Annotated in this window: 12 protein-coding genes; 3 read left to right on the top strand and 9 right to left on the bottom strand. The window is 72.9% G+C overall.

What is annotated here, in order from left to right:
- Positions 1 to 180: 180 nt before the first annotated feature.
- On the bottom strand, positions 181 to 1587 hold the full coding sequence (gene eccD / locus ACWGI8_RS17835; RefSeq protein ID WP_453661942.1) for a type VII secretion integral membrane protein EccD: 1407 nt from the start codon (positions 1585 to 1587) through the stop codon (positions 181 to 183).
- Between the two features lie 407 nt (positions 1588 to 1994).
- On the opposite strand from eccD, the gene eccCa reads away from it, so the two are divergent.
- Complete coding sequence (gene eccCa, locus ACWGI8_RS17830; protein WP_453661940.1) at positions 1995 to 6071, top strand: type VII secretion protein EccCa; 4077 nt, start codon at positions 1995 to 1997, stop codon at positions 6069 to 6071.
- Between the two features lie 324 nt (positions 6072 to 6395).
- Here the strand turns inward: eccCa and ACWGI8_RS17825 are convergent, their stop codons facing one another.
- The 3 genes from ACWGI8_RS17825 to ACWGI8_RS17815 all read right to left on the bottom strand — a co-directional run bounded on the left by ACWGI8_RS17825 (position 6396) and on the right by ACWGI8_RS17815 (position 12114).
- Positions 6396 to 7640 (bottom strand): S8 family serine peptidase, encoded by a 1245-nt coding sequence (locus tag ACWGI8_RS17825; RefSeq protein WP_453661938.1) that lies wholly within the window; start codon positions 7638 to 7640, stop codon positions 6396 to 6398.
- Positions 7637 to 10954 (bottom strand): right-handed parallel beta-helix repeat-containing protein, encoded by a 3318-nt coding sequence (locus tag ACWGI8_RS17820; protein ID WP_453661936.1) that lies wholly within the window; start codon positions 10952 to 10954, stop codon positions 7637 to 7639. Before ACWGI8_RS17820 ends, ACWGI8_RS17825 begins: the two co-directional genes overlap by 4 nt.
- Before the next feature lie 356 nt (positions 10955 to 11310).
- A complete protein-coding gene (locus tag ACWGI8_RS17815) occupies positions 11311 to 12114 on the bottom strand; it encodes a type VII secretion system-associated protein (protein WP_453661944.1) in 804 nt (267 codons plus the stop codon).
- 472 nt (positions 12115 to 12586) lie between these two features.
- Here ACWGI8_RS17815 and ACWGI8_RS17810 point away from each other — a divergent pair, with 472 nt between their 5' ends.
- Positions 12587 to 13624, top strand: coding sequence for a mannose-binding protein (locus ACWGI8_RS17810; RefSeq protein ID WP_453661934.1), 1038 nt, complete (start codon positions 12587 to 12589; stop codon positions 13622 to 13624).
- A gap of 224 nt (positions 13625 to 13848) precedes the next feature.
- On the opposite strand, the gene ACWGI8_RS17805 is transcribed toward ACWGI8_RS17810, so the two are convergent.
- The 3 genes from ACWGI8_RS17805 to ACWGI8_RS17795 all read right to left on the bottom strand — a co-directional run bounded on the left by ACWGI8_RS17805 (position 13849) and on the right by ACWGI8_RS17795 (position 17406).
- Positions 13849 to 14616, bottom strand: coding sequence for a polyprenol monophosphomannose synthase (locus tag ACWGI8_RS17805; RefSeq protein ID WP_453661933.1), 768 nt, complete (start codon positions 14614 to 14616; stop codon positions 13849 to 13851).
- Positions 14617 to 15126: 510 nt separating this feature from the next.
- On the bottom strand, positions 15127 to 16749 hold the full coding sequence (locus ACWGI8_RS17800) for an amidohydrolase (protein ID WP_453661931.1): 1623 nt from the start codon (positions 16747 to 16749) through the stop codon (positions 15127 to 15129).
- Positions 16750 to 16965: 216 nt separating this feature from the next.
- A complete protein-coding gene (locus tag ACWGI8_RS17795) occupies positions 16966 to 17406 on the bottom strand; it encodes an Lrp/AsnC family transcriptional regulator (protein ID WP_453661929.1) in 441 nt (146 codons plus the stop codon).
- A 203-nt stretch (positions 17407 to 17609) separates the two neighbouring features.
- Between ACWGI8_RS17795 and ACWGI8_RS17790 the strand changes: the two genes are divergently transcribed.
- Positions 17610 to 18023, top strand: a complete 414-nt coding sequence (locus ACWGI8_RS17790) for a hypothetical protein (protein ID WP_453661927.1) — start codon at positions 17610 to 17612, stop codon at positions 18021 to 18023.
- 21 nt (positions 18024 to 18044) lie between these two features.
- Here ACWGI8_RS17790 and ACWGI8_RS17785 read toward each other — a convergent pair whose 3' ends face one another.
- Entirely contained in the window at positions 18045 to 19115 is a 1071-nt protein-coding gene (locus ACWGI8_RS17785; protein ID WP_453661925.1) for a phosphotransferase family protein, read from the bottom strand.
- 222 nt (positions 19116 to 19337) lie between these two features.
- Positions 19338 to 20441 (bottom strand): hypothetical protein, encoded by a 1104-nt coding sequence (locus tag ACWGI8_RS17780; RefSeq protein ID WP_453661923.1) that lies wholly within the window; start codon positions 20439 to 20441, stop codon positions 19338 to 19340.
- Between the last annotated feature and the right edge of the window lie 110 nt (positions 20442 to 20551).

Here is a 20551-nt window from a genome sequence, read left to right as displayed (position 1 = left end):
GGGCCTGTCGTTCGGATCTTGCCGGGCTCGCGTGCCCTGGCACGCACATCTGCTGCGTTGTCGTCAGTCGCCAATGCTCCGCAGTGGCTCCCTCCGCCGCCTTGCTGCACGCGCCAGACCCCGCTCGCCCCGCGGCGGTAGCCGCAGATGTCGCTGCCGGCCTGATCCGAACGACAGGCCCTAGCCGAACAGGCCGCGCAGCCAGCCGAAGAGCCCCGCCACCCAGAGGCTGAGCGGCAGCAGCGCCACTGCGAAGCCGGTGTGCGCCAGTTCCGCCGCGCGGCCCCAGTACGGCAGCACACGGCGGCCGGGCACCGTCCAGGAGGCGATCACGCTTGCGGCCGCGGCGGCGAGCAGCACCGCGAAGACGACCACGCGCCCGCCGCTGTGGTTGTCCACCGCCCAGGCGCGGGCGAGCAGCAACAGCCCACAGATGCCGGGCACGGCCAGGGTCAGCCGCTGCCCGATGTGCACCAGGCCGCGGCAGTGCAGGAGCAGCAGCAGGCTCAGCGTGAGGGAGGTCAGCACCTCGGGCAGGTCCGGGTGCTCGGCGAGGACGACCAGGGCGGCCGCGGCGACGGTGCCGGTGGCGGCGAAGAGCGCGGTGACCCAGCGCCCGGCCAGCTCGGTGCGCTCGGCGACCTCGCCACCCGCGTAGGGCTCGATGCCCTCCTGGAGCTGACTGGCGGAGGACGGCAGCGCCGGCATCCGCATCCCGGCCAGCTTGAAGGCGAACGGCGCCACCGCCCCGGCGCTGAGCGCGACAAACGTCGCCACCAGCGCCGCTGCGGCCGGCACGTCCAGGTCGCTGTAACCCATCAGGGTCCCGGCGATCGCTACGGCCGCCGAGACCACCGCGGTGGCCAGGAGGGCCGGGGCGCCGACCGCGGTGGCGGCGAGCGCGAGGACCGCGCCGCCCGCACCCGCCGCGCCCGCCGCGAGCAGCCGCGCGCCCGCGACCCGCGCCGCGTCCGGGCCAGTCAGGTCGCCGCCGGGCAGCAACCAGCCGGCCAGTGCCAGGCAGGGCGCGACCAGCAGGCCGAGCGCGGTCGCGGAGAGGCGGTCGCCGACCGCGCGGCTGGCCGAGCCCGCGCCCGCGAGCAGCAGCAGCCCGGCCACGGCCGCGCAGGCGGCCCGGGAGGAACCGGAGCCGGTCACCCCGGGCCAGATCACCAGCGTGAGGGCGGCCACCACGGCCGCCACCGCGGTGCCCACCAGCAACCCGCGGGCCGCGCCGGGGCTCCAGTTGTGCAGCCGTCGGCCCGCGGTCTCGGCTATCCCGTCCACCAGGTCGTCGAGCCGGGCCTCGGGAAGCGCCTCGGTGTGCGGGCGCAGGTAGAGCACGGCACCGTCGGCGAGCCCGGCGCCGGCGAGGGTGGTCTCCTCGTCGAGCGGGGGGTCGCCGAGGCGCTGGAGCACCCAGCCGGCGTGGTCGAGTCCGGCCTCCTCGGCCTCCTCGCCGACAAAACGCAGCAGCGTGGGCAGGAGATCGGCGACCGGCACGTCGGCGGGCACGGCCAGATCGACGGAGACGCTCGGCGCACGTACGGTCAGGCGGCACAGTTCGGCCACCGCGCTGTCGGTCATCAGCTGAACTCTCGTCTTCCGTGAAGGCGTTGGCAGGAGGACTTCCCTCGGGAAAGGGATGTGTGAAGAGTACGGAAGGCCCGCGAGGCCAGGAACCGGGCCGGCCGGGCAGAGGAATTGTGTCCGCGCGCCCGTCGACATCTCTCCCGCGTGGACAGGTCGCGTTCCGTGAATGCAGACTACTGCCTACGCCCGCCCGATCGTGCTGCGGACCGGACTCGTTGTTCGGTATGGAGTTCAACAACACGGGAGTTGACCGTCCGCCGCCATGTGCTCGAAGTATTCACCCGGTGTTCACCGCCTCACGCGGGACCCGGAGAATCAGCGCGTTGTGGTCTTTTCAATGACCAGGTGCGCCGGTATTCGGTACGGGCCGGAAAGCCAGTGAAACCCGGAGGTGCTGTTCCTTGAGTGTGGTGCTGTTTCGCCGGCCGGCCCGCAGGCGCGGACCGGAGATGCCCGAGGGGCAATTGACCCTCCAGGAGCCGCCGGTCCTCGCCGAGACGGTGCCGGACACCTCGGCGATATGGACCTATTTGCCGATGGCGCTGATGTCGGTGTCGATGATGCTGATGTTCCTGCGCCCCGGCGGCGGGAACGGCGTCTTCATGTATCTGGCGATGGGCGTCATGGCGCTCTCCGCCGGTGCCATGCTGCTGGGGCAGGTGGTACGCCGCTCCAGCGAGCGCAAGCAGCGCCTGAAGGGCGAACGCCGGGACTACCTCCGCTACCTGGCGCAGACCCGCAAGCGGGTCCGGACCACCATCGCGGAGCAGCAGCGGGCGCTCGCCTGGCGCCACCCGGAGCCCGCCTCGCTCCGCTCCGTGGCCCGCACCTCTCGGCTGTGGGAACGCCGCCCGGCCGACGAGGACTTCGGCGAGGTCCGTCTCGCGGTCGGCGAGCAGCAGATGGCACTCACCCTGAACCCGGTCTCCACCCGCCCGGTGGAGGACCTCGAACCGCTCTGCGCGCACGCTCTGCGCCGCTTCATCCGCGCCTACTCCACCATCCCCGAACAACCCCTCGGCCTCTACCTCCGCTCCTCCGCCCGGGTCGTGCTGCGCCCCGAGGAGACACCCGGCGCGGATCCCTTCGAGCCGGGCACCTCGTCGAACGGGGAGAGCGGCGAGGCCGAGGGCGGCGGCCCGGCCGTCGGCCCCGGCGCCGACGCGGTACGCGCCCTGGTGCGCGCCGTGCTCGGGCAGCTCGCGGTGTTCCACGCGCCCGAGGAGCTGTGGCTCGCCGTCTGCGTCAGCGACGAGCGGCGGCCCGACTGGGAGTGGGTCAAGTGGCTGCCGCACGCGCTGCACCCGCACGAGGAGGACGGCGCCGGCCAGGTCCGCCGGATCACTGCCGACCTCACCGAACTGGACGACCTGCTCGGTGTCGAGTTCGCCGAGCGCCCCGGCTTCGACCCGGACGCCCGCCCCGGCCGTGACGAGCCCTACACCGTCATCGTCCTGGACGGCGTCACCGTCCCTGAGGGCCATCGCTGGGAGGGCCACGGCTACCGCAACGCCTTGGCCATCGACGTCTCCGGGGCGCTGCGCTGGCGGCCCGGCCGCAACACGCTGCGGCTGACCGTCGGGCCCGACCAGGTGAGCCTGGTGCGCACCGACCGCAGCCGCAAGGAGCGCTCCGTGCCGCTCGGCCGGCCGGACCGGCTCGGCCCGCTCGGCGCGGAATCACTGGCCAGGCTGCTCACCTCCCGCCGGATGAGTCTTGGCACCGACATCGCGCAGCCGCTGGACACCGACGTCGAGCTGACCACCCTGCTCGGCATCCCCGACCTGCACCGGCACGACCCGGACACTCTCTTCGACCGGCACACCGGCTCCGCCCGGCTGCGGGTGCCGATCGCGGTCGGCGTGGACGGCCGCCCGGTGGAACTCGACATCAAGGAGTCCGCGCAAGGAGGCATGGGCCCGCACGGCATGCTCATCGGCGCCACCGGCTCCGGCAAGAGCGAACTCCTGCGCACCCTCGTCCTCGGTCTCGCCCTCACCAACTCCTCCGAGACCCTCAACTTCATCCTGGTCGACTTCAAGGGCGGCGCCACCTTCCTCGGCCTGGAGGAACTCCCGCACACCTCCGCCGTCATCACGAACCTCGCCGACGAAGTCGCCCTGGTGGAACGCATGCAGGACGCCCTGCACGGCGAACTGATGCGCCGCCAGGAGCTGTTGCGCGCCGCCGGCAACTACACCTCCGCCCTGGAGTACGAGCGGGCCCGCGCCGCCGGGGCCGACCTCACCCCGCTGCCCAGCCTGTTCGTCGTGGTCGACGAGTTCAGCGAACTCCTCTCCGCTCACCGGGAGTTCATGGACCTGTTCGTGATGATCGGCCGCCTCGGCCGCTCCCTCGGGGTGCACCTGCTGCTCGCCTCGCAGCGCCTGGACGAAGGCCGCATGCACCAGTTGGAGAGCCACCTGTCGTACCGCGTCGGCCTGCGTACCTTCTCCGCCATGGAGAGCCGCGGCGTGCTCGGCGTGCCGGACGCCTACGAGCTCCCCGCCCAGCCCGGCAGCGGCTACCTGAAGTCCGGCGTGGAGTCCCTGATCCGGTTCCGCGCCGCCTACTCCTCCGGCACCTACCGGCGCCGCACCGGCGCGGTGGTCCAGGCCCGGGTGGCCAGCCAGGTGGTGCCGTGGACCAGCGGCTGGGTGGTGCCGCGCACCCTGGCCTCGCCCGACCCGGAGCCGGAGACCGAGGAGTCGGGCGACGAGGAGACCCTGCTCGACGTGGCCCTCGACCGGCTGCGTGACTCCGGCCCGGCCGCCCACCAGGTGTGGCTGCCGCCGCTGGACGAGCCGTCCCCGCTGGACGCCCTGCTGCCCGGCATCGCCCCCGACCCCGAGCGCGGCCTCACCGCCGCCGGCTGGTCCGGGACCGGCAGGCTGCGGGTCCCGGTCGGCCTGGTGGACAAGCCCTTCGAACAGCGCCGCGACCCGCTGATCGTGGACCTCTCCGGGGCCGGCGGACACGTCGCCATCGCGGGCGGCTCCCAGAGCGGCAAATCCACCCTTGCCCGCACACTGATCTCCGCCCTCGCCCTCACCCACACCCCCGCCGAGATCCAGTTCTACTGCCTCGACTTCGGCGGCGGCGGCCTCTCCCAGCTCGCCGCGCTCCCCCACGTCGGCGGTGTCGCGCCGCGGCTCAACCCGGAGCGGGTGCACCGGGCCGTCGCCGAAGTGATGACGCTGCTCGCCCGCCGCGAGCAGTTCTTCGTGGACCACACCCTCGACTCCATGCAGTCCTACCGCCGTCGCCGGGCCGCCGGGGAGTTTCCCGACGAGCCCTTCGGCGACGTGTTCATGGTGGTCGACGGCTGGTCCACGGTCCGCCAGGACTATGACGACCTGATCCCGAAGTTCAACGAACTCGCCGCCCGCGGTCTCAACTACGGCATCCACCTGCTCATCACCACCACTCGCTGGGTGGAGCTGTCCGCCCAGGTCCGCGACCAGGCCGCCACCCGCCTCGAACTGCGGATGGGCGACCCGATGGACTCCGAGATCGACACCCGCAAGGCCCGCTCGGTGCCGCGCAGCGGCGGCCGCGGTATCACCGCCGACAGCAAGATGCACTTCCTCGCCGGCCTGCCCCGCCTGGACGGCAGCGGCTCCCTCGACGACCTCGGTGACGGCGTCGCCCACCTGGTCGCGGAGGTCTCACGGCACTGGTCCGGCGCACCCGCCCCGCAGATCCGGATGCTGCCGCACCGGCTCCCGCTCGCCGAACTCCCCGCGCCCGAGGCCACCGAGGGCGGCGGCATGCGTCTCGCGCTCGGTATCGACCAGGACAGCCTGGAACCGGTCTGGCACGACTTCAGCCGTACCCCGCACCTGATCGTGGTCGGCGACACCGAGAGCGGCAAGACCAACCTGCTGCGCTGCATCACCAACGGCATCACGGCCCGCTACGCCCCGGACGAGGCGAAGATCATCGTGGTGGACTACCGCCGCACCCTGGTGGACGCCGTCCCCGAGGAGTACCGCATCGGTCACGCGATCTCCCTGGACAACGTCAAGGAGACCATCGAAGGCGCGGCCCGCGCGATGAAGACCCGCGTCCCCGGCGCGGACATCGCCCCCGCCCGCATGCGCCGGTGCGACTGGTGGACCGGCCCGCGTCTGTTCATCCTGGTCGACGACTACGACATGGTCTCCGGCAACTCCTTCCAGAGTCCCTTCGAGCCGCTCTTCGAGAGTTTGACCCTCGGCTTCGAGATGGGCCTGCACCTGGTCGTCGCCCGCAGCGCCATGGGCGCCGGCCGCGGTCTCAGCGACGCCCTCGTCCGTCGTATCGACGAGGCCAACAATCCCGCCGTCCTTCTCTCCTGCCCGCCCACGGAAGGCCGTCTCTTCGGCAACGCGAAACCCCTCAACCTCCCTCCCGGCCGGGCCCTTCACATCGCCCGCCGCCGGGCGCGGTTGATGCAGACGGCACTGGTGGAGGAGAGCCAGGGGCAGGAGGGCTGAGGGAACGCGAGAAGACGGAGTACGCAGCGGCAGCGGGGGCCACCTGGGAATGGCCCCCGTCCGCGGTTCCGGAGTGGACCGCTGCGTCCGGAGTGGACCGCTGCGGTTCCGCGATGGCCCCTCCACAGCGGGTGCCCGGCCGGTTCCCGCTCGCACGGGACAGGGCGCGGCCTTCCTCGCCCGTACGGCACCGGGGGGGGAACGCTCTCAGCGACAGAGGGGAGTCTCGCGGTCTGCGGGGCCGTCCTGACACCGGGGCGGACCACTCCCCCTCACCAGCCTCCCTCGGCACGCCTCGGACATCCCCCTCCCCCGGGGTTCAGCTCATTGCTCCCCGGTGCCCCCCGCCCCCGCCGGACGCCATCCCCGAGCGCGGGCCCGGGAGAAGGCGAAACCGGCCCAGAGGACGGCGAGGCCGGCGGCGGAGCCGAGGAGGACGACGAGGGTGGCGCGGCTGGTGGCTCGGTCGGCGGCGGAGGTGTCGCGGACAGTCACGGGATCCGCGGCGCGCTCGGCGCCGGCCGACGCACCGGAGTCGCCGAGGACCGTGGTGACGGCGGCGTAGGGGTCCAGCTGGGGGATGTCGGCGGGGTAGGCGGTGGCCGTCAGACGGCGCGTGACGGCGTCGGGCGACTCGTCGGGACGCACGGCGCGGACAACCGCGGCGGCCCCGGCGGCGTAGGCGGTGGCCACCGAAGCGCCGCCGCCGAGGTAGTGGCCGTCGCCGCGCGGGCCGCCGGAGACCACCCCGGCACCGGGGACGGCCAGGTCGATGCCATCGGTGGGCAGGGAGCCGTCCGGGCGGGCGCCGCCGGGAAGCATGTCGGCGACCGAGATGACGCCGGGTTCACCGGCCGGCCAGTAGGTGCGGGACGGGATCTCGTCGGTGCCGTCCCGGGGCGGGTCCGGGGTGGCGGCGGCGACCACCACCGCGCCCGCGCGGCGGGCCTCGGCGACCGCACGGGTCAGCTCCTCGTCACGGCGCGGCAGGGCCACCGCGACCGCGATCACCTCGGCCCGGGCGGCGGTCGCCTCGCGCAGCGCCTCCACGACCAGGCCGGGGCTTGCCTGACCGCGCGGGTCGGTGCCGCGCAGGGCCAGGATCTTCGCGCCCGGGGCCACCCCGGCCAGGCGCGGGTCGTCCCCGCCGGTCCCGGCGATCAGCCCGGCCAGGAACGTACCGTGCCCGACGCAGTCGTCACCGGCCGCGCCCCGGGCGGAGACCCGGCCGCTGAGCCCTGCGGCGCCGGGGGCGACACCGGTGTCGATCAGCGCGACGGTCACGCCCGCACCGGTGCTGTGCCGGTGCAGCCGGTCCAGGTCGAGGCGCCGGCGCGACCAGTCCTCCTTCTTCGCCTTCTCGCGGGAGGCGGGGGTGCAGGCCACCTGCTCGGCCTCCGGATCGAGCGCGGAGGGCATGCCGGGCAGTTCCTGGCCCTTCTTCCCGTCGGCCGTCGGCATGCGCGAGAGGGGTGCCGCCTGGGCCGGAACGGCCGCGGGCAGCAGCAGGGCGGCGGCGAGGCCGGCGCCGGACAGCAGGCGGGCAACCCCGCGGGCGGGCGACCTCATCGGGGAGCCGCCTTCGGGGCCGCGGCCGCGACGTCCTCGGGGAGGAGGATGCGCAGGTCGTCCAGGGTGGGCGCGGCCAGCGAGCTGAGCCGTCCTGCCTGACGGGTGACCATCGACTCGACCACCTGGCGAGCCAGGCGGGCGTTGCCGAAGGAGCGGTCCCGCGGCAGCGAGTCGAAGTACTCCTTGAGCAGCGGGCCGGTGCCGGGTCCGCACTCGTAGCCCATGCTCGCGGCCTGGGCGCGCACGATGGTGACCAGTTCCTCGGAGGAGTAGTCGGCGAAGGCGATCCGGCGCGGGAACCGGGAGGAAAGGCCCGGGTTGGAGGCGAGGAAGCGCTCCATCTCGCCGGTGTAGCCGGCGACGATGACGACCACGTCGTCGCGGTGGTCCTCCATCAGTTTCAGCAGGGTGTCCACCGCCTCCTGGCCGAAGTCGGCGCCGCCGCCCTGCGGGGTGAGGGTGTAGGCCTCGTCGATGAACAGCACGCCGCCACGGGCCCGTTCGAAGACCTCGCGGGTGAGCTGGGCGGTGTGGCCGATGTAGCGGCCGACCAGGTCGGCGCGGGCCGCCTCGATCAGCTGGCCCCGCTCAAGGATGCCGAGCTGGGTCAGGATCGCCCCGTAGAGGCGGGCGACGGTGGTCTTGCCGGTGCCGGGCGGTCCGGTGAAAACCAGGTGATGGCTGAGCGAGGGCACCGGCAGCCCGGCGGCGGCACGGTGGCGGGCGGTGGTGATGAGGTTGACCAGGTCCGCGACATCGCGCTTCACCTCGGCCAGGCCGATCATGTCGCCGAGGCGGGCCAGCGGGTCATCGTCCGGGGCAGCGGTCTCAGCGGCCTTCGCGGCGGCGGTGGCGGAGACGTCCTCCGGCAGCAGCAGCCGCAGGTCGCGCTCGCCGACCTGCTGCTGGGTGGCGAGCCGGATCGCCTGCCTGTCCACCATCTCCTCGAACACCCCGCGCGCGGCACGGCCGTTGCCGAAGCCGGCATCCCTCGGCATCGCCCCGAAGTGCGCGGCCAGCGCCGCCGCGGTGCCCTCGCCCAGCTCGTACTGGTGCTGGGCGCACATGTTCTCCATGATCGCGACCAGTTCGGGCACCGAGTAGTTCTCGAACTCGACCGTCCGCGAGAAGCGGGAGGCCAGGCCCGGGTTGGAGCCGAGGAAGGACTCCATCTCGCGGGAGTAGCCGGCCGCGACCACCACCACGTCGTCGCGGTGGTCCTCCATCAGTTTCAGCAGGGTGTCCACCGCCTCGCGGCCGAAGTCGGCGCCGCCGTTGCCGCTGTCGGCGGTGAGCGTGTACGCCTCGTCGATGAACAGCACGCCGCCGAGCGCCCGTTGGAAGGTCTCGGTGGTCTTGATCGCGGTGCCGCCGATGACCTGAGCGACCAGGTCGGCGCGTGAGACCTCCACCAGGTGCCCGCTGCGCAGCGAGCCCAGTTCGGCCAGGATCGCCCCGTAGAGGCGGGCGACGGTGGTCTTGCCGGTGCCGGGCGGACCGGCGAAGATCAGGTGTCGGCTCATCGGCGGGGCGGGCATGCCGAGTTGTTCGCGGCGCTGGGCGAGCTGGGTCAAGTTGACCAGGGTGCGCACCTGCTGCTTGACGTTCTGCAGGCCGATCAGCGCGTTGAGGGCACCGAGCGGGCCGTCCGCCCGGTCCGGCGGGGGCGCGTCCGCGGCGCCGGAGCCGGCGGGGTCGGTGTTCTCGGCGCTGCCGGTGCCCCAGGCGTCCCGCTTGCCGTTGCCTGTGCTCTTCAGGCCCTCCACTGCGAGGCGTTCGCCGGGCGCGGTCTGCACCAGGCCGCCGCCCCCGTTCTCCCGGGCGAGGCAGTTCACGAGCGAGACCGGCGCGGTGGACTCCACCCGGAAGCCGTCCTGTGTGCCGCCCGAGACCTCGCAGCCGCTGAGCGAGGCGAGCGCGCCCTCGCGGAGCAGGAAGCCGTGGCCCTTGGGGGCGTGCACCGTGGTGCGGTTGGCGGTCAGCTCGCCGCCCGCGGCGACCACCACGCCCTCCTCGCCGGACATCTCGACGCGGAAGTCGCGGACGGTGACGTTGCCGCCGTCCTCCACGACCATGCCGCTTGTGGCGGTGTCGGAGACCCCGCCACCGGCCAGGTAGAGGGTGCTGCCGGAGCCCACGCGCACACCGGCGCCGTTCGGCCGGACTATCTCGCAGTCCTCGACGCGGCCGCGGGCGTCCTTGGTGGCCGCGATTCCGTCGCCGGAGGGCTCCACCAGTCGGGCCCGGCGCAGCAGCGGGTTGGCGCCGCCGCGCACCGCGACCGCGGGCGAGCCGCCGATCACCTCCAGGCGGTCCAGCTCCGGTGCCGAGTCCTCCTCCAGGAGCAGCCCGGTCTGGTCGCAGTCGCGGACCGTCAGGCCGGTCAGCGCCGGGGAGGCGGCCCCGGCGACCCGCAGCGCCACGCCCTGCGCGCCGTCCACCCAGCAGTCCTCGAAGGTGCCGCGTGCGCGGTCAGTGACCAGCATGCCGTGGCCGCGGGTGCGCGAGACGCGGCAGCGGCGCAGCACCGGGTCGGCGCCCCGTGCCAGCGCGATCCCGTTCCCGGAGGCTCCGGTGACGCGGACGTCCTCCAGCGTCGTACGGCCGGCGCTGCTCAGGTGCACACCGGTGCTGGTGTCGTGCACCACCGTGCGGATCACCGAGAGGGCGCAGTTCTGTTCCAGGGCGATGGAGGGCTTGTCGGTGGAGGAGATGTCGCAGTCCTCGACGGTGCCGCGGGCCTCGCCGTTGGCGAGCAGGCCGTTGCCGCGGGCGTCGCGCACCGTGCAGCCGCGGATGCGTGCCTCGCCCTGCTCGGAGAGGACCAGGCCGCTGGTGCCCAGGTGCTCCAGGGTGCAGGACTCCACGGTGGTGGGCGTGGTCGAGGTGACCACGATGCCCGCGCCCTGCGGGTTGCTCACCCGGCAGTCCCGCAGCGCGAGTGAGCCGGTGCCCCCGGCCAGCATCGCGGTCCAGGCGGCGCCGACGACCTCGCAGCCGTCGAACGCGGCCTGCCCGCGCCGCACGTCCACGGCCGGCAGCTCGGCGTCGCCGCCGCGCAGGGTCAGTTCGGACAGCATCACGGCGTCGGCGCGCAGCGCGACCACGCTGCCCGAGCGCGGCCGGATCTCCACGGTGCCCCGCCCCTCGGCGGCGGTGAGGGTCACCCTGGTGTTGATCACCAGGTTCTCCGCGTACGTCCCGGGCCGGACGCTGATAAGCGCGCCGGTACGGGCAGCCGCGAGTGCCTCACCGATCGTCCGGTAGCGCTCCCGGTCTCCGGGACCGACCGTCAGTACCTGGCGCGACACGCACCAACCTCCTTGCTCCGGCGCCGTCTTGAGCGGGCGCCCCACTTCGCCGGGGGCGCTTGTCGGCGATCCGACGGTGCCATCATGCCTCGTCCTGACGGCGGGCGGGTTTCGAGAGCGGTGCTCCCCGGTCCGGGGCGTCCGGTCAGACGCTCCCCTTCTGGTTGCCGGTGCCCGCGCAGCTCCACAGTTGCAGCCAGGCCCCGTTGCCCCGGTTGTCGTCCTTGATGTCGACGCACTTGCGCGTCCAGGCATGTGTCCTTGATGCGGATGGTGCCGTCGGTGGTCGCGGCCGTCTCCTCACCGTCGATACCCGACTCCGCTCTCGGGAGGTGGGGGGTGCTGGGCCGAACGCGTCACGGGGTCCTCCCTGTGATGTGGGACCAGGGCTCAGGAGAGCTGTCGGCCCGGTCGGCGGAGGGGGCCGGGGAACCGGTACGGTCCGCCGTCCCGGAGAGGGCTCCGGAGCCCTCCTCCGTCACGACATCCGCTGCGGGCACCCCTTCGGCTCCCGGCCCGCGTACGAGCCCGAGCAGACTGTCCGCCGGGACGAGCAAGGGGGCCGCGGCTGCGGCGTTGACCATCAGCAGGGTGCCCGAACCGCTCAGCGAACGGGCCAACTCCCGTGCCGGAAGAGTGTCATGGAGAAGTGCCGCGGACATGAACTCGTGTGCCGGCGAGGTGAACAGCAGCGCCACTGGTGCCCCGTCCCGCCCGGCGGCCGTGAGCGGCCCGCCGTCCGGCCCGCGCACCACTGTGACCTCCGCCTCCGCGAGCGCCGCGAGCGCCTCGTCCACCGAGCCGTAGCCGGTGGCGGCCCGCTGCGCCGCCGAGTCCACCGGGTCGGTGGGCTCCGGCCAGCCGAGCACCCGGGCCGAGGGCCGGTACGCCGGATTGGCGCGGTAGTCCCCCACGCCTCCGCTCTCGTCCGACTGCCATTCCCCCAGCACCGCCCACTCCGGCGGCGTCCGCTCCTCGGTCCACTCCGGGTCCACCATCCCGATCCAGTGACCCGGCGCCCGGCGAGCGGCAGCCCGTACGGCCTCGGGTATCCCGGTGGCGTCGGCAACGGGCGTCTCGAGGGCGGCAGTTGGGCCGAAGTCACCGTGCACCACGGACACGGCGTCAGGCCTGCCCTCTTGCCGTTCTCCGGGCCGCATCTCCACCTGACCTCTTGGGTCCGTACGAATTCCTGGGTGCCGAACAGCATGCGCGCGCACGCCGACACTGATCAGATCGGGGAGCCAACAGGATGCCACACGAGCCCTGTTCGCGACGGCCCGGCGAAGATCCATTTCGGACATCTGCGTGCCTGTTGGCTGACCGGGTGCGCCACATTCCGGGAGCAGTGAGGCGTGGGCGGATAAAGCGACGTGACGTTTGGGGTGGGGGGAGCGGCTGTTGTCCGAGTGACGGGCTAAGTTGGATCCACCTTCGGACCCTTCGACGTACAGTTCCCTCCGGCCGGACGTCCGGGCCAGGGCCGCACGGGAGGACCTCGCAGCTCGGAAAGGCGTCGGATCGGCCTGCGGCCGCCACCGCGGCGGGTCACCCGGAACTCGACGACCGGGACCGAGCCGAACCGGCTCACCTCGACGCGGCACTCGCCCAACGCCCGCCAGGCTCACCGGCTTGCGCCCGGCCCGGCCGCTGCGCGGGTCCCTGCCCACCACCACCGACAGCTCCGCCACCGAGGAGGAGTACCGCATGTCCCCCCAGCACCACACCCCCGGCGCGAACGCGGAGGCAGCCGCCGCCCGCGTAGGGAATGCCGGGTCCCCGCCCGCCCCCTCCGCACCGGATGAGAACGCATCGAGCCCGGCCGTAGCCCCCGAGGCGGAGTCCGGCACTCCCCCGACCGGGGAGACCGCCGCCGCCCCACCCCCGCCCTCGGCCGCCGCCGCCAGGACCCCCGAGGCGCCCGAGGAGGGCTTGGCCGTGGCGGCGGCCGTCGGGACGGTGCCGCCGGGCGTCAAGGCCGGCACCGGCGTCGACAGCGGACGCCCCCGCAAGCCGATCCTGGCGGGGGCGGCGATCGTCGGCGCCGCCCTGATCGCCATACCCCTGCTGCTGGCCGGAGGCGCGAAGGACGAGGGGCAGCGCACCGCCAAGGGGCTGGCCGCGGAGGGCTCCGAAACCGTCCTCAACCCGGACTCCGCCCCCGCCGCCCCCGACGATTACGTGGCCAAGAAGCCCAGTTCGTCCCCGAGCAAGGAGAAACCGAAGACGAGCGAGGCCCCGAAGGCCCCCACCCCCAAGCGCGTGGTGCCCGCGCCGGAGCCCAAGACGAGCAGCCCGCCCGAGAAGAAGCCCACGAAGCCCACGCCCAAGGCGGCCCCGAAGCCGAACTGGGGCACCCAGACCGTCTTCGCGGAGAGTGTCCTGGCGGTCAACCAGGCCTGGACCACCAACCGCATCCGCATGATCATGCAGACCGACGGCAACCTCGTCGTCTACAACGAGAACGGCAAGCCCATCTGGGCGTCCAACACCTTGGGCGACAACCACCGGGCGATCTTCCAGCCCGACGGCAACCTCGTCATCTACGACGCCTCCGACCGTGTGATGTGGGCCTCCAACAGCGACGGCTACTGGGGCGCCCGGCTGGTCCTCCGGGCCGACGCCGAGGTGGCCATCGTGTACAACGGCAGCGTTGTCTGGTCGACCTGACACCGTGCGGCGGGGCCCGTTGTCCGACCTTGCCGCTACGTTACGGGCCATGGTCGCGCGGCGGGTTCCCCGGCCCGTCGCGCAGCCCGACAGGCTCGGGCTGGTGGGCGTCGGCCGAAGGGGCAGACGCCCAGTCGCGCAGCGTCCAGCACCGACCTCACCCCGGCCACCGCCCTGGAGCAGGCCGCCGCCCTGGTCCGCCGGCGCGGGACCGGGAGGGGCGATCAGGAGCGCTTGCGCCCGAGGATCTTGCCGGCCCGGCCGGCGATGCCCCAGGCGGTGACCCGCCACAGCGCCTCGACGAGGATGTCCCGGCTCATCTTGGAGTCGCCCCGCACGCGCTCGACGAAGGTGATCGGGACCTCCACGACATGGAAGCCGGCACCGACGGCACGGCGGGCCAGGTCGACCTGGAAGCAGTAGCCGGCGGAGGCCACGTCGTCCAGGCCGAGTCCTTGCAGGGTCTCCTTGCGGAACGCCCGGAAGCCGCCGGTGACGTCGCGGATCGGGACGTCGAGCAGCACGCGCGAGTAGAGGCTGCCGCCGCGGGAGATGAACTCCCGGGACTTGGGCCAGTTCACGATCCGGCCGCCGGGGACCCAGCGGGAGCCGAGCACGAGGTCCGCGCCCTTGAGGGCGGTGAGCAGCCGGGGCAGTTCCTCGGGCTGGTGGGAGCCGTCCGCGTCCATCTCGACGAGGACCCCGTAGCCGTTCTCGATCCCCCAGCGGAAGCCCGCGAGATAGGCCGCGCCGAGGCCCTCCTTGCCCTTGCGGTGCAGGACGTGGACCTGATCGTCCTCGGAGGCGAGCTCGTCGGCGATCTTGCCGGTGCCGTCCGGGCTGTTGTCGTCGGCGACCAGAATGTCCGCCTCCGGTACGGCGGAGCGCACCCGGGAGACGATCGGCTCGATGTTCTCCGCCTCGTTGTAGGTCGGGATGATCACCAAGGCTGTGCCGAGCGGGCCGTATCGCCTCTGACCGCCGTCGTTCACTGCTGCCCCTTAACGTCCGTACGCAGAGACCCACCATAGCGAGCGCCGGCCGCGGAGCTGCGGCGGCACGGACTGTGAGCAGGGTATGTGAGCGCAACGGCGGCGGAACGGATCAGGGCCCGGCGTCCTTCGGGCCGGCCCGGGATCCGCTGGCTGCGGGTCGACCGAAAGCCGTTGTCTACTGAACGCCGGGCCCCACCCGGGTCACACCTGCCACCCGGCCGAAACCTTCCCTCGCCCCCGAGGCGCGGGCGCTGAACCTGGCTCCCAGTGGAGGTGCGCCGGCGCGGCGCACCACCCCATGACCCAGCGGCGTTCGACGACTGCGTGGAGGTTCGACCGGCCGGACGTCCCGTGGTGGACTCGGCCGAACCTACCGGCCTGCGGGCGCACTCTGTCAACAGTCGTGCGATCTGCGGCGATTGACCGAATCGGCTGGTCACCGACGAAGATCCGCAGGTCGCGACGGAGCACATGGAGCAGTCACTGACGGTGCGAATTATCCCGATGTCACTCGTTCGGTCGCACGTAGACCGTTTGTCCGAAGACCACCGTCCGCAGGCACACCGGGAGCGCCCTGCCGGGGGTGAGATCGGGCAGGCCAGGGGTGCCGGAGCGGGGGTCGGTCGACCAGCGGGCGACCCGGTCGTCGGGGGCCTGGACGACGAGTTCGTCGGTGCGCCAGATCGCATAGTCGGCGGGTGCGCCGGGTACCAGGGTGCCCGCGTCGTCCCGTCCGGCCGCCCGCCAGCCGCCCCGGGTGTGGGCGGTGAAGGCGGCGCGCACCGAAACCCGGTGCTCGGGGGTGCGGTGGAAGGCGGCGGCGCGGACGGTGCCCCAGGGGTCGAGCGGGGTGACCGGACTGTCCGAACCGAAGGCCAGCGGGACCCCGGCACGCAGCAGCGCGGCGTACGGGTTGAGGGTGCGGGCGCGCTCGATGCCCAGGCGCTGGGCGTACATGCCGGTGTCGCCGCCCCAGGCCGCGTCGAAGGCGGGCTGGACGGAGGCGGTGAGGCCGTACTCGGCGAAGGCGGCGACGGTCTGGGGGGTGAGCATCTCGGCGTGCTCGACGCGGTGGCGGGCGGCCCGGATGCGGGCGAGACCCAGGGCGGACGCGGCGGCCCGCATGCCTTCGACGACGTTGGTGATCGCGTGGTCGCCGATGGCGTGGAAGCCGGCCTGGAGTCCGGCCTCCGTACAGGCCGTGACATGCGCGGCCACGGCGGCCGCGTCGAGATGCGCGACGCCGGAGTGCGCGGCGTCCGCGTACGGCTCGTGGAGGCAGGCCGTGTGCGAGCCGAGCGAGCCGTCGGCGAAGAGGTCCCCGGCGGCGCCGGCGGCGCCGAGGGCCCTCGCCCGCTCCACGTCCGTATCGGCCCAGTAGCCGACGACACGCGGGCCGGGCTCGTCGGCCGCGGTCTTGAGCAGGCCCGTGAAGTCGTCCTCGGAGGAGATGTCGGGGCCACCGCACTCGTGGACGGTGCCGATACCGAGGGAGGCGGCCTGGCGCAGCGCGGCACGCTGGGCCTCGGCGCGCTGCTCCGGCGACACGGCGGCGTACGCGGCGGAGCGGACCGCGTGGTGGGCGTCCCCGGTGAGCGGCTCACCGTCGCGGAACCCGGTCATGCCGCGGATGCCGGGTACCTGGTCGAGCAGGGCCGTGGTGACGACGGCCGAGTGGACGTCGATCCGGGTGAGATAGAGCGGGCGGCCGCCGGTGAGCTCGTCCAGCTCGTCCCGGCTGATCGGCCGCCGCTCGGGCCAGCGGGACGCGTCCCAGCCGTGGCCGATGAGGATCCGGTCGGCGGGCCGGGACGCCGCGTACGTCCGGACGCGCTCGGCCGCCTCGGCGAGCGAGGCGGCGCCGGACAGATCGAGGCCGGTGAGGGCGAGCCCGGTCGCGGTGGTGTGCACGTGCGCGTCGACGAACGCGGGGGTGACCAGCGCGCCGTCCAGGTCGATGACCTCGTCCACCCCGGAGGCGAAGGCGTCCGCAGCCCCCTCGGAGCCGACCCAGGCGACATGCCCGCGCTCGACGACCATGGCGGTCGCGAACGGGTCGGCAGGACTGTGGACGTCTCCACCGCGCAGCAGCACGGTGCGGTGTTCGGCCGGAGGCACGCTCTCACTCATGGAGACAGCCTAGGGAGTGTCTTCAAAGTAGCGTCGTCCGCCCGTAGGGCGGGCCCGGCGGCGTCCGGTGCTGGGGGCACCTCCCGTGCCCGAAGGGCTACGGGGGAGATCGCAAGGCGGAGGAAGGAGCCCATGCGGAGCATCGGCGACTGACGACAACGCAGCGAGCGGGCGTGCCAGACGCCGCCGGGCAGACGGGACTTTGAAGGACACGACCTAGATACGCGGCGGCCGCGCCTCGTACGGGGTGGAGAGGACCACGGTGGTACGCGTCGAGACCCCGGCCAGCGAGCGGATCTGGCTCAGCAGCTCCTCCAGCTCCAGCGGAGTGCCGACACGGACCTTGAGGATGTAGTTCTCGTCGCCGGCGACGCTGTGACAGGCCTCGATCTCGGACACGCCGGACAGCCGCTCGGCGATGTCGTCCGGGGCGCTGGGGTCGAAGGGTTTCACCGAGATGAACGCGGTGAGAGGCAGGCCGACCTCTTCGGGGTCCACGACGGCGGCGTATCCCCGGATGACGCCGCGCTGCTCGAGCCGTCGCACGCGCTGATGCACCGCCGAGGTGGACAGGCCGGTGGCCTTGCCCAGGTCGGTGTAGCTCATGCGCCCGTCCTTGACGAGCAACTCGACGATCTGACGATCCAGCTCCTCCATGCGGTCAACCTATTGCCCCAGGTCACTTCCGGCACAGTCGGCTACCCTCCGGACAGGCACCTGCGGCGGGCATGTGACGAACGCCACAGCCCTGTGGCCGTGTCCGTCGAGACCTCACGGTTACCTTCGGAGCCCGCAGGGAAGTGCTTGGTGTGGTCGAGGCCGTAAGTGCCTGGTCGGCCCACCCGAGGGGGAGAATCTCCATGCAGATTGTGAAGCGCGCCGGACGTACCGAACCCGCGCCCGTCGAGGACACGGCTTCCGTCGGTCCCCAGGAGGACGACGAACAGGACTTCTACGACACATTCGAGATGTACCGGGTGATCTGCCCGGACTGCGCGCAGCCGATCGCGCTGCTCGCCGACGAGGACCGCCTGCCGGAGCACGCACTGTGCCCCACGCCGTGGAACCCGTTCGTGCTCTCGGTCTGCGCGGGGACCGGCCGGCCGGCCGCGGACGCGCGTCCCGCCGACGAATCGCTGGATGTCCAGGAACAGGACACCGCACTGCTGCTGACGCTGCCTCAGGGGCTCGACTGGCGGACGCAGCCCTTCTCGCACGTCGGCGGTCCGGGCTCGCAGCCCATCAAGGTGCCCCCGATGCGACGGGCGGCCTGAGCCGCTCCGAACGGCCGGGTCCTACCAGTACGTTCCCTGCACCATGGCGGCGAGGCTGTCGTGGTGCAGGATCATCCGGTCCGGGTTCTCCGGCACCTCCACCTCTTTGAAGTGCACCTGGCGGTATGCCACGCGCAGCATCACGACGGCGTGCCGCAGGGCCGCGTAGAGGGTGTGGAATTCCATGTCGCGCGGTGTGTGCCCGGTCAGTTCGGCGTACCGGCGCTCGATGCGGTCCCGGCGCAGGAAGTCCGGCAGTCCCGGCTGCCCGAAGGTGACGGTCAGGTCCTGGAAGAACCGGTGCAGGTAGACCGTCCAGCCGAGGTCGACCTCGCGCGGCGCGAGTGCCGCCATCTCCCAGTCGAGTACGGCGGCGGGTTCGAAGCCGTCGTAGATGATGTTGCCGATACGGGCATCACCCCAGTTGAGTACGGCGGGGCCCTCGTCGGCGGGCCAGTGCGCCTCCAGCCAGTCGAAGGCGCTCTCGATGAGCGGTGAGCGCGGCAGTCCGTCCACCACCCAGGCGTAGTAGTCGCGTTGGGCCTCCACATGGCGCCGCAGCGCGCTGTCCCCGGCGGCCCTGGCCGGGTACTGGTCGTGGAGACGGGCGATGAGGGAGATCGTGGACTCCTCCAGTGCGGCGCGCTCGGCGTCGGTCGCGGAGTGCAGCCAATTCCCCTCGTACGTATAGGGCATGACGTCCGGCGGGACGCGGCCCTCGACGCGCTCCATGACGAAGAAGGGCGCGCCCAGGTGCGCCGGGTCCTCCTCCAGCCAGAGCACGCGCGGCACGGGAACGTCGGTGTGCCGGGCGACGTCGCGCATCGTCTCGTACTGCCGGCGAAGATCGTAGACGGGGAAGACCGTGTACGCGTCGGGGTCCGCGGCGAGGCGCAACGCGCAGGCGCGCAGGGGTGGTTCGGGGTGGTCGATGTCGAAGAGCAGCGTCTCGCTGGACATGCCGTTGGACTCGGGGACGCGTACGCCGGTGACCTGCGCACCGGGCAGCCGGGTGCCCAGCCAGGCGGTCAGCCGGAGCGTGAGCGCGCCGGGGTCTCGGGTGGTGGTGCGGGGGCGCGGTGCGGTGGCCATGGCGGTGCTCCTCGCGGGTGGGCGGGTTCTGGACGGCGCCGGTCAGGCGACGGAGTCGTAGGCCCTGTCCGGGCGATCTTGTCGGGGCCGCGACGCCAGCTACGGCACCTCGCTGCGTTGTCGGAGTCGCCCAAGTACGCCCAGTACGAGGGCGATCCTCCGCCTTGCGATGTACCGCATCTGACGCCGCGGCCTGTTCCGCGAAGATCGCCCGGACAGGACCTAGCCGGTGAAGCCGCTGGGGTCGTGGCGGCCGAAGCTGCCGTGCTCGAAGATCCCGTAGCCGGTCCGGCCTTCGAGGGTGAAGCGGGCGGCGTGGTCGGTGACGCCGAAGGCCGCCATGGGATGGGCGGCCGGGTCGGACAGGTCGTAACTGCGCCGGTCGGTCCAGCCGCGGCCCTGCCAGGTGCCGTGCTGCCAGTCGGTGGCGGGCGGATAGCCGGCGCCGACGGCGAGCGGGGACGAGCAGAGGATGTCGACGCCGAGTTCGAGGGGCTTTCGGTCCGGGTCGGTGAGGTGCACGACCGCATGTTCGGGGTGGCGGGTGCCGCGGCGGTAGGTGATGTCGGTCCGGGGCCAGCCGAGTTGTACGTCGCGTTCGCCGTCGCGCACGAGGACCGCCTCGTTGAGCGTGCGGTAGCCGTCGGCGTCCTCCTGGGCGATGACCATCAGGAACCGGTCGTCGAAGCGGACGGGCATCCAGAGCCAGTGGAAGCCCTCCGGGCGGAGCTCGGCCGCGCGGCCGACTTCCTCCCCCGGTATGGGCCGCACCCCCCAGCTGCGGTCGCGGGTGCCGGTCCACTCCCCTGCCGTGACGGCTGTCTCCTCGCCGGCGGCCCGGATGGTGCCCGTGCAGTGACCGGCCTGGACGAAGCGCCGCCCTTCGAGCGTGAGCCGCTCCCCGCGGCGCTGCACATGGTGGGGTTCCCAGACGGCGGGAAAGCCGGCCTGCCACACGATGTCGAACGAGAGCGCCTCCGGGTCCGCCGGATCGGCCTCACAGCTCAGCCGGATCCGGCGCAGCGGCTCCTCGACGGTGATGCGCAGCGGCCCGACGGCAAGGCGCATCCGGTCGTCCCCGAGCGCGTCGGAGGCGCGCACGGCGTGCAGCCGGTCGCCGGCCCTGAGGGTGGCGTACGCGTCGATGACACCGGCGTTGGGGTAGACCCCGAGCCCGGCGATGAGCAGAGCGCGGCCCTCGTGGTCGAGCACATGGAAGATGCAGCGGTCGTAGGCGTTCCGGTCGCCGGTGACGACATGCTTCATCGAGAGCGGGGCCTGATGGATCGGGTACTCGTCGAGCGCGACGGGACGGTCCTGGGACACGGCGGCCTCCTGGTCGACAGGGGAATTGACGGTACGTCAGAAACCCTGTGGAGGGCCATACTCGTGTCACCGCGGCGGCACCCGGCTGCCCGTACCGACCAGGGCGGCCG

The sequence above is a fragment of the Streptomyces sp. NPDC054841 genome, assembly GCF_053611045.1.
The sequence above is the reverse complement of the archived record's forward strand: the minus strand, read 5'-3'. Positions and strand labels throughout refer to the sequence as shown.

Bases quoted from the DNA above. Each gene is read 5' to 3' on its own strand.
- eccD (WP_453661942.1), bottom strand. From the start codon at position 1,587: ATGACCGACAGCGCGGTGGCCGAACTGTGCCGCCTGACCGTACGTGCG.
- ACWGI8_RS17825 (WP_453661938.1), bottom strand. From the start codon at position 7,640: ATGAGGTCGCCCGCCCGCGGGGTTGCCCGCCTGCTGTCCGGCGCCGGC.
- ACWGI8_RS17815 (WP_453661944.1), bottom strand. From the start codon at position 12,114: ATGCGGCCCGGAGAACGGCAAGAGGGCAGGCCTGACGCCGTGTCCGTG.
- ACWGI8_RS17800 (WP_453661931.1), bottom strand. From the start codon at position 16,749: ATGAGTGAGAGCGTGCCTCCGGCCGAACACCGCACCGTGCTGCTGCGC.
- ACWGI8_RS17795 (WP_453661929.1), bottom strand. From the start codon at position 17,406: ATGGAGGAGCTGGATCGTCAGATCGTCGAGTTGCTCGTCAAGGACGGG.
- ACWGI8_RS17790 (WP_453661927.1), top strand. From the start codon at position 17,610: ATGCAGATTGTGAAGCGCGCCGGACGTACCGAACCCGCGCCCGTCGAG.
- ACWGI8_RS17785 (WP_453661925.1), bottom strand. From the start codon at position 19,115: ATGGCCACCGCACCGCGCCCCCGCACCACCACCCGAGACCCCGGCGCG.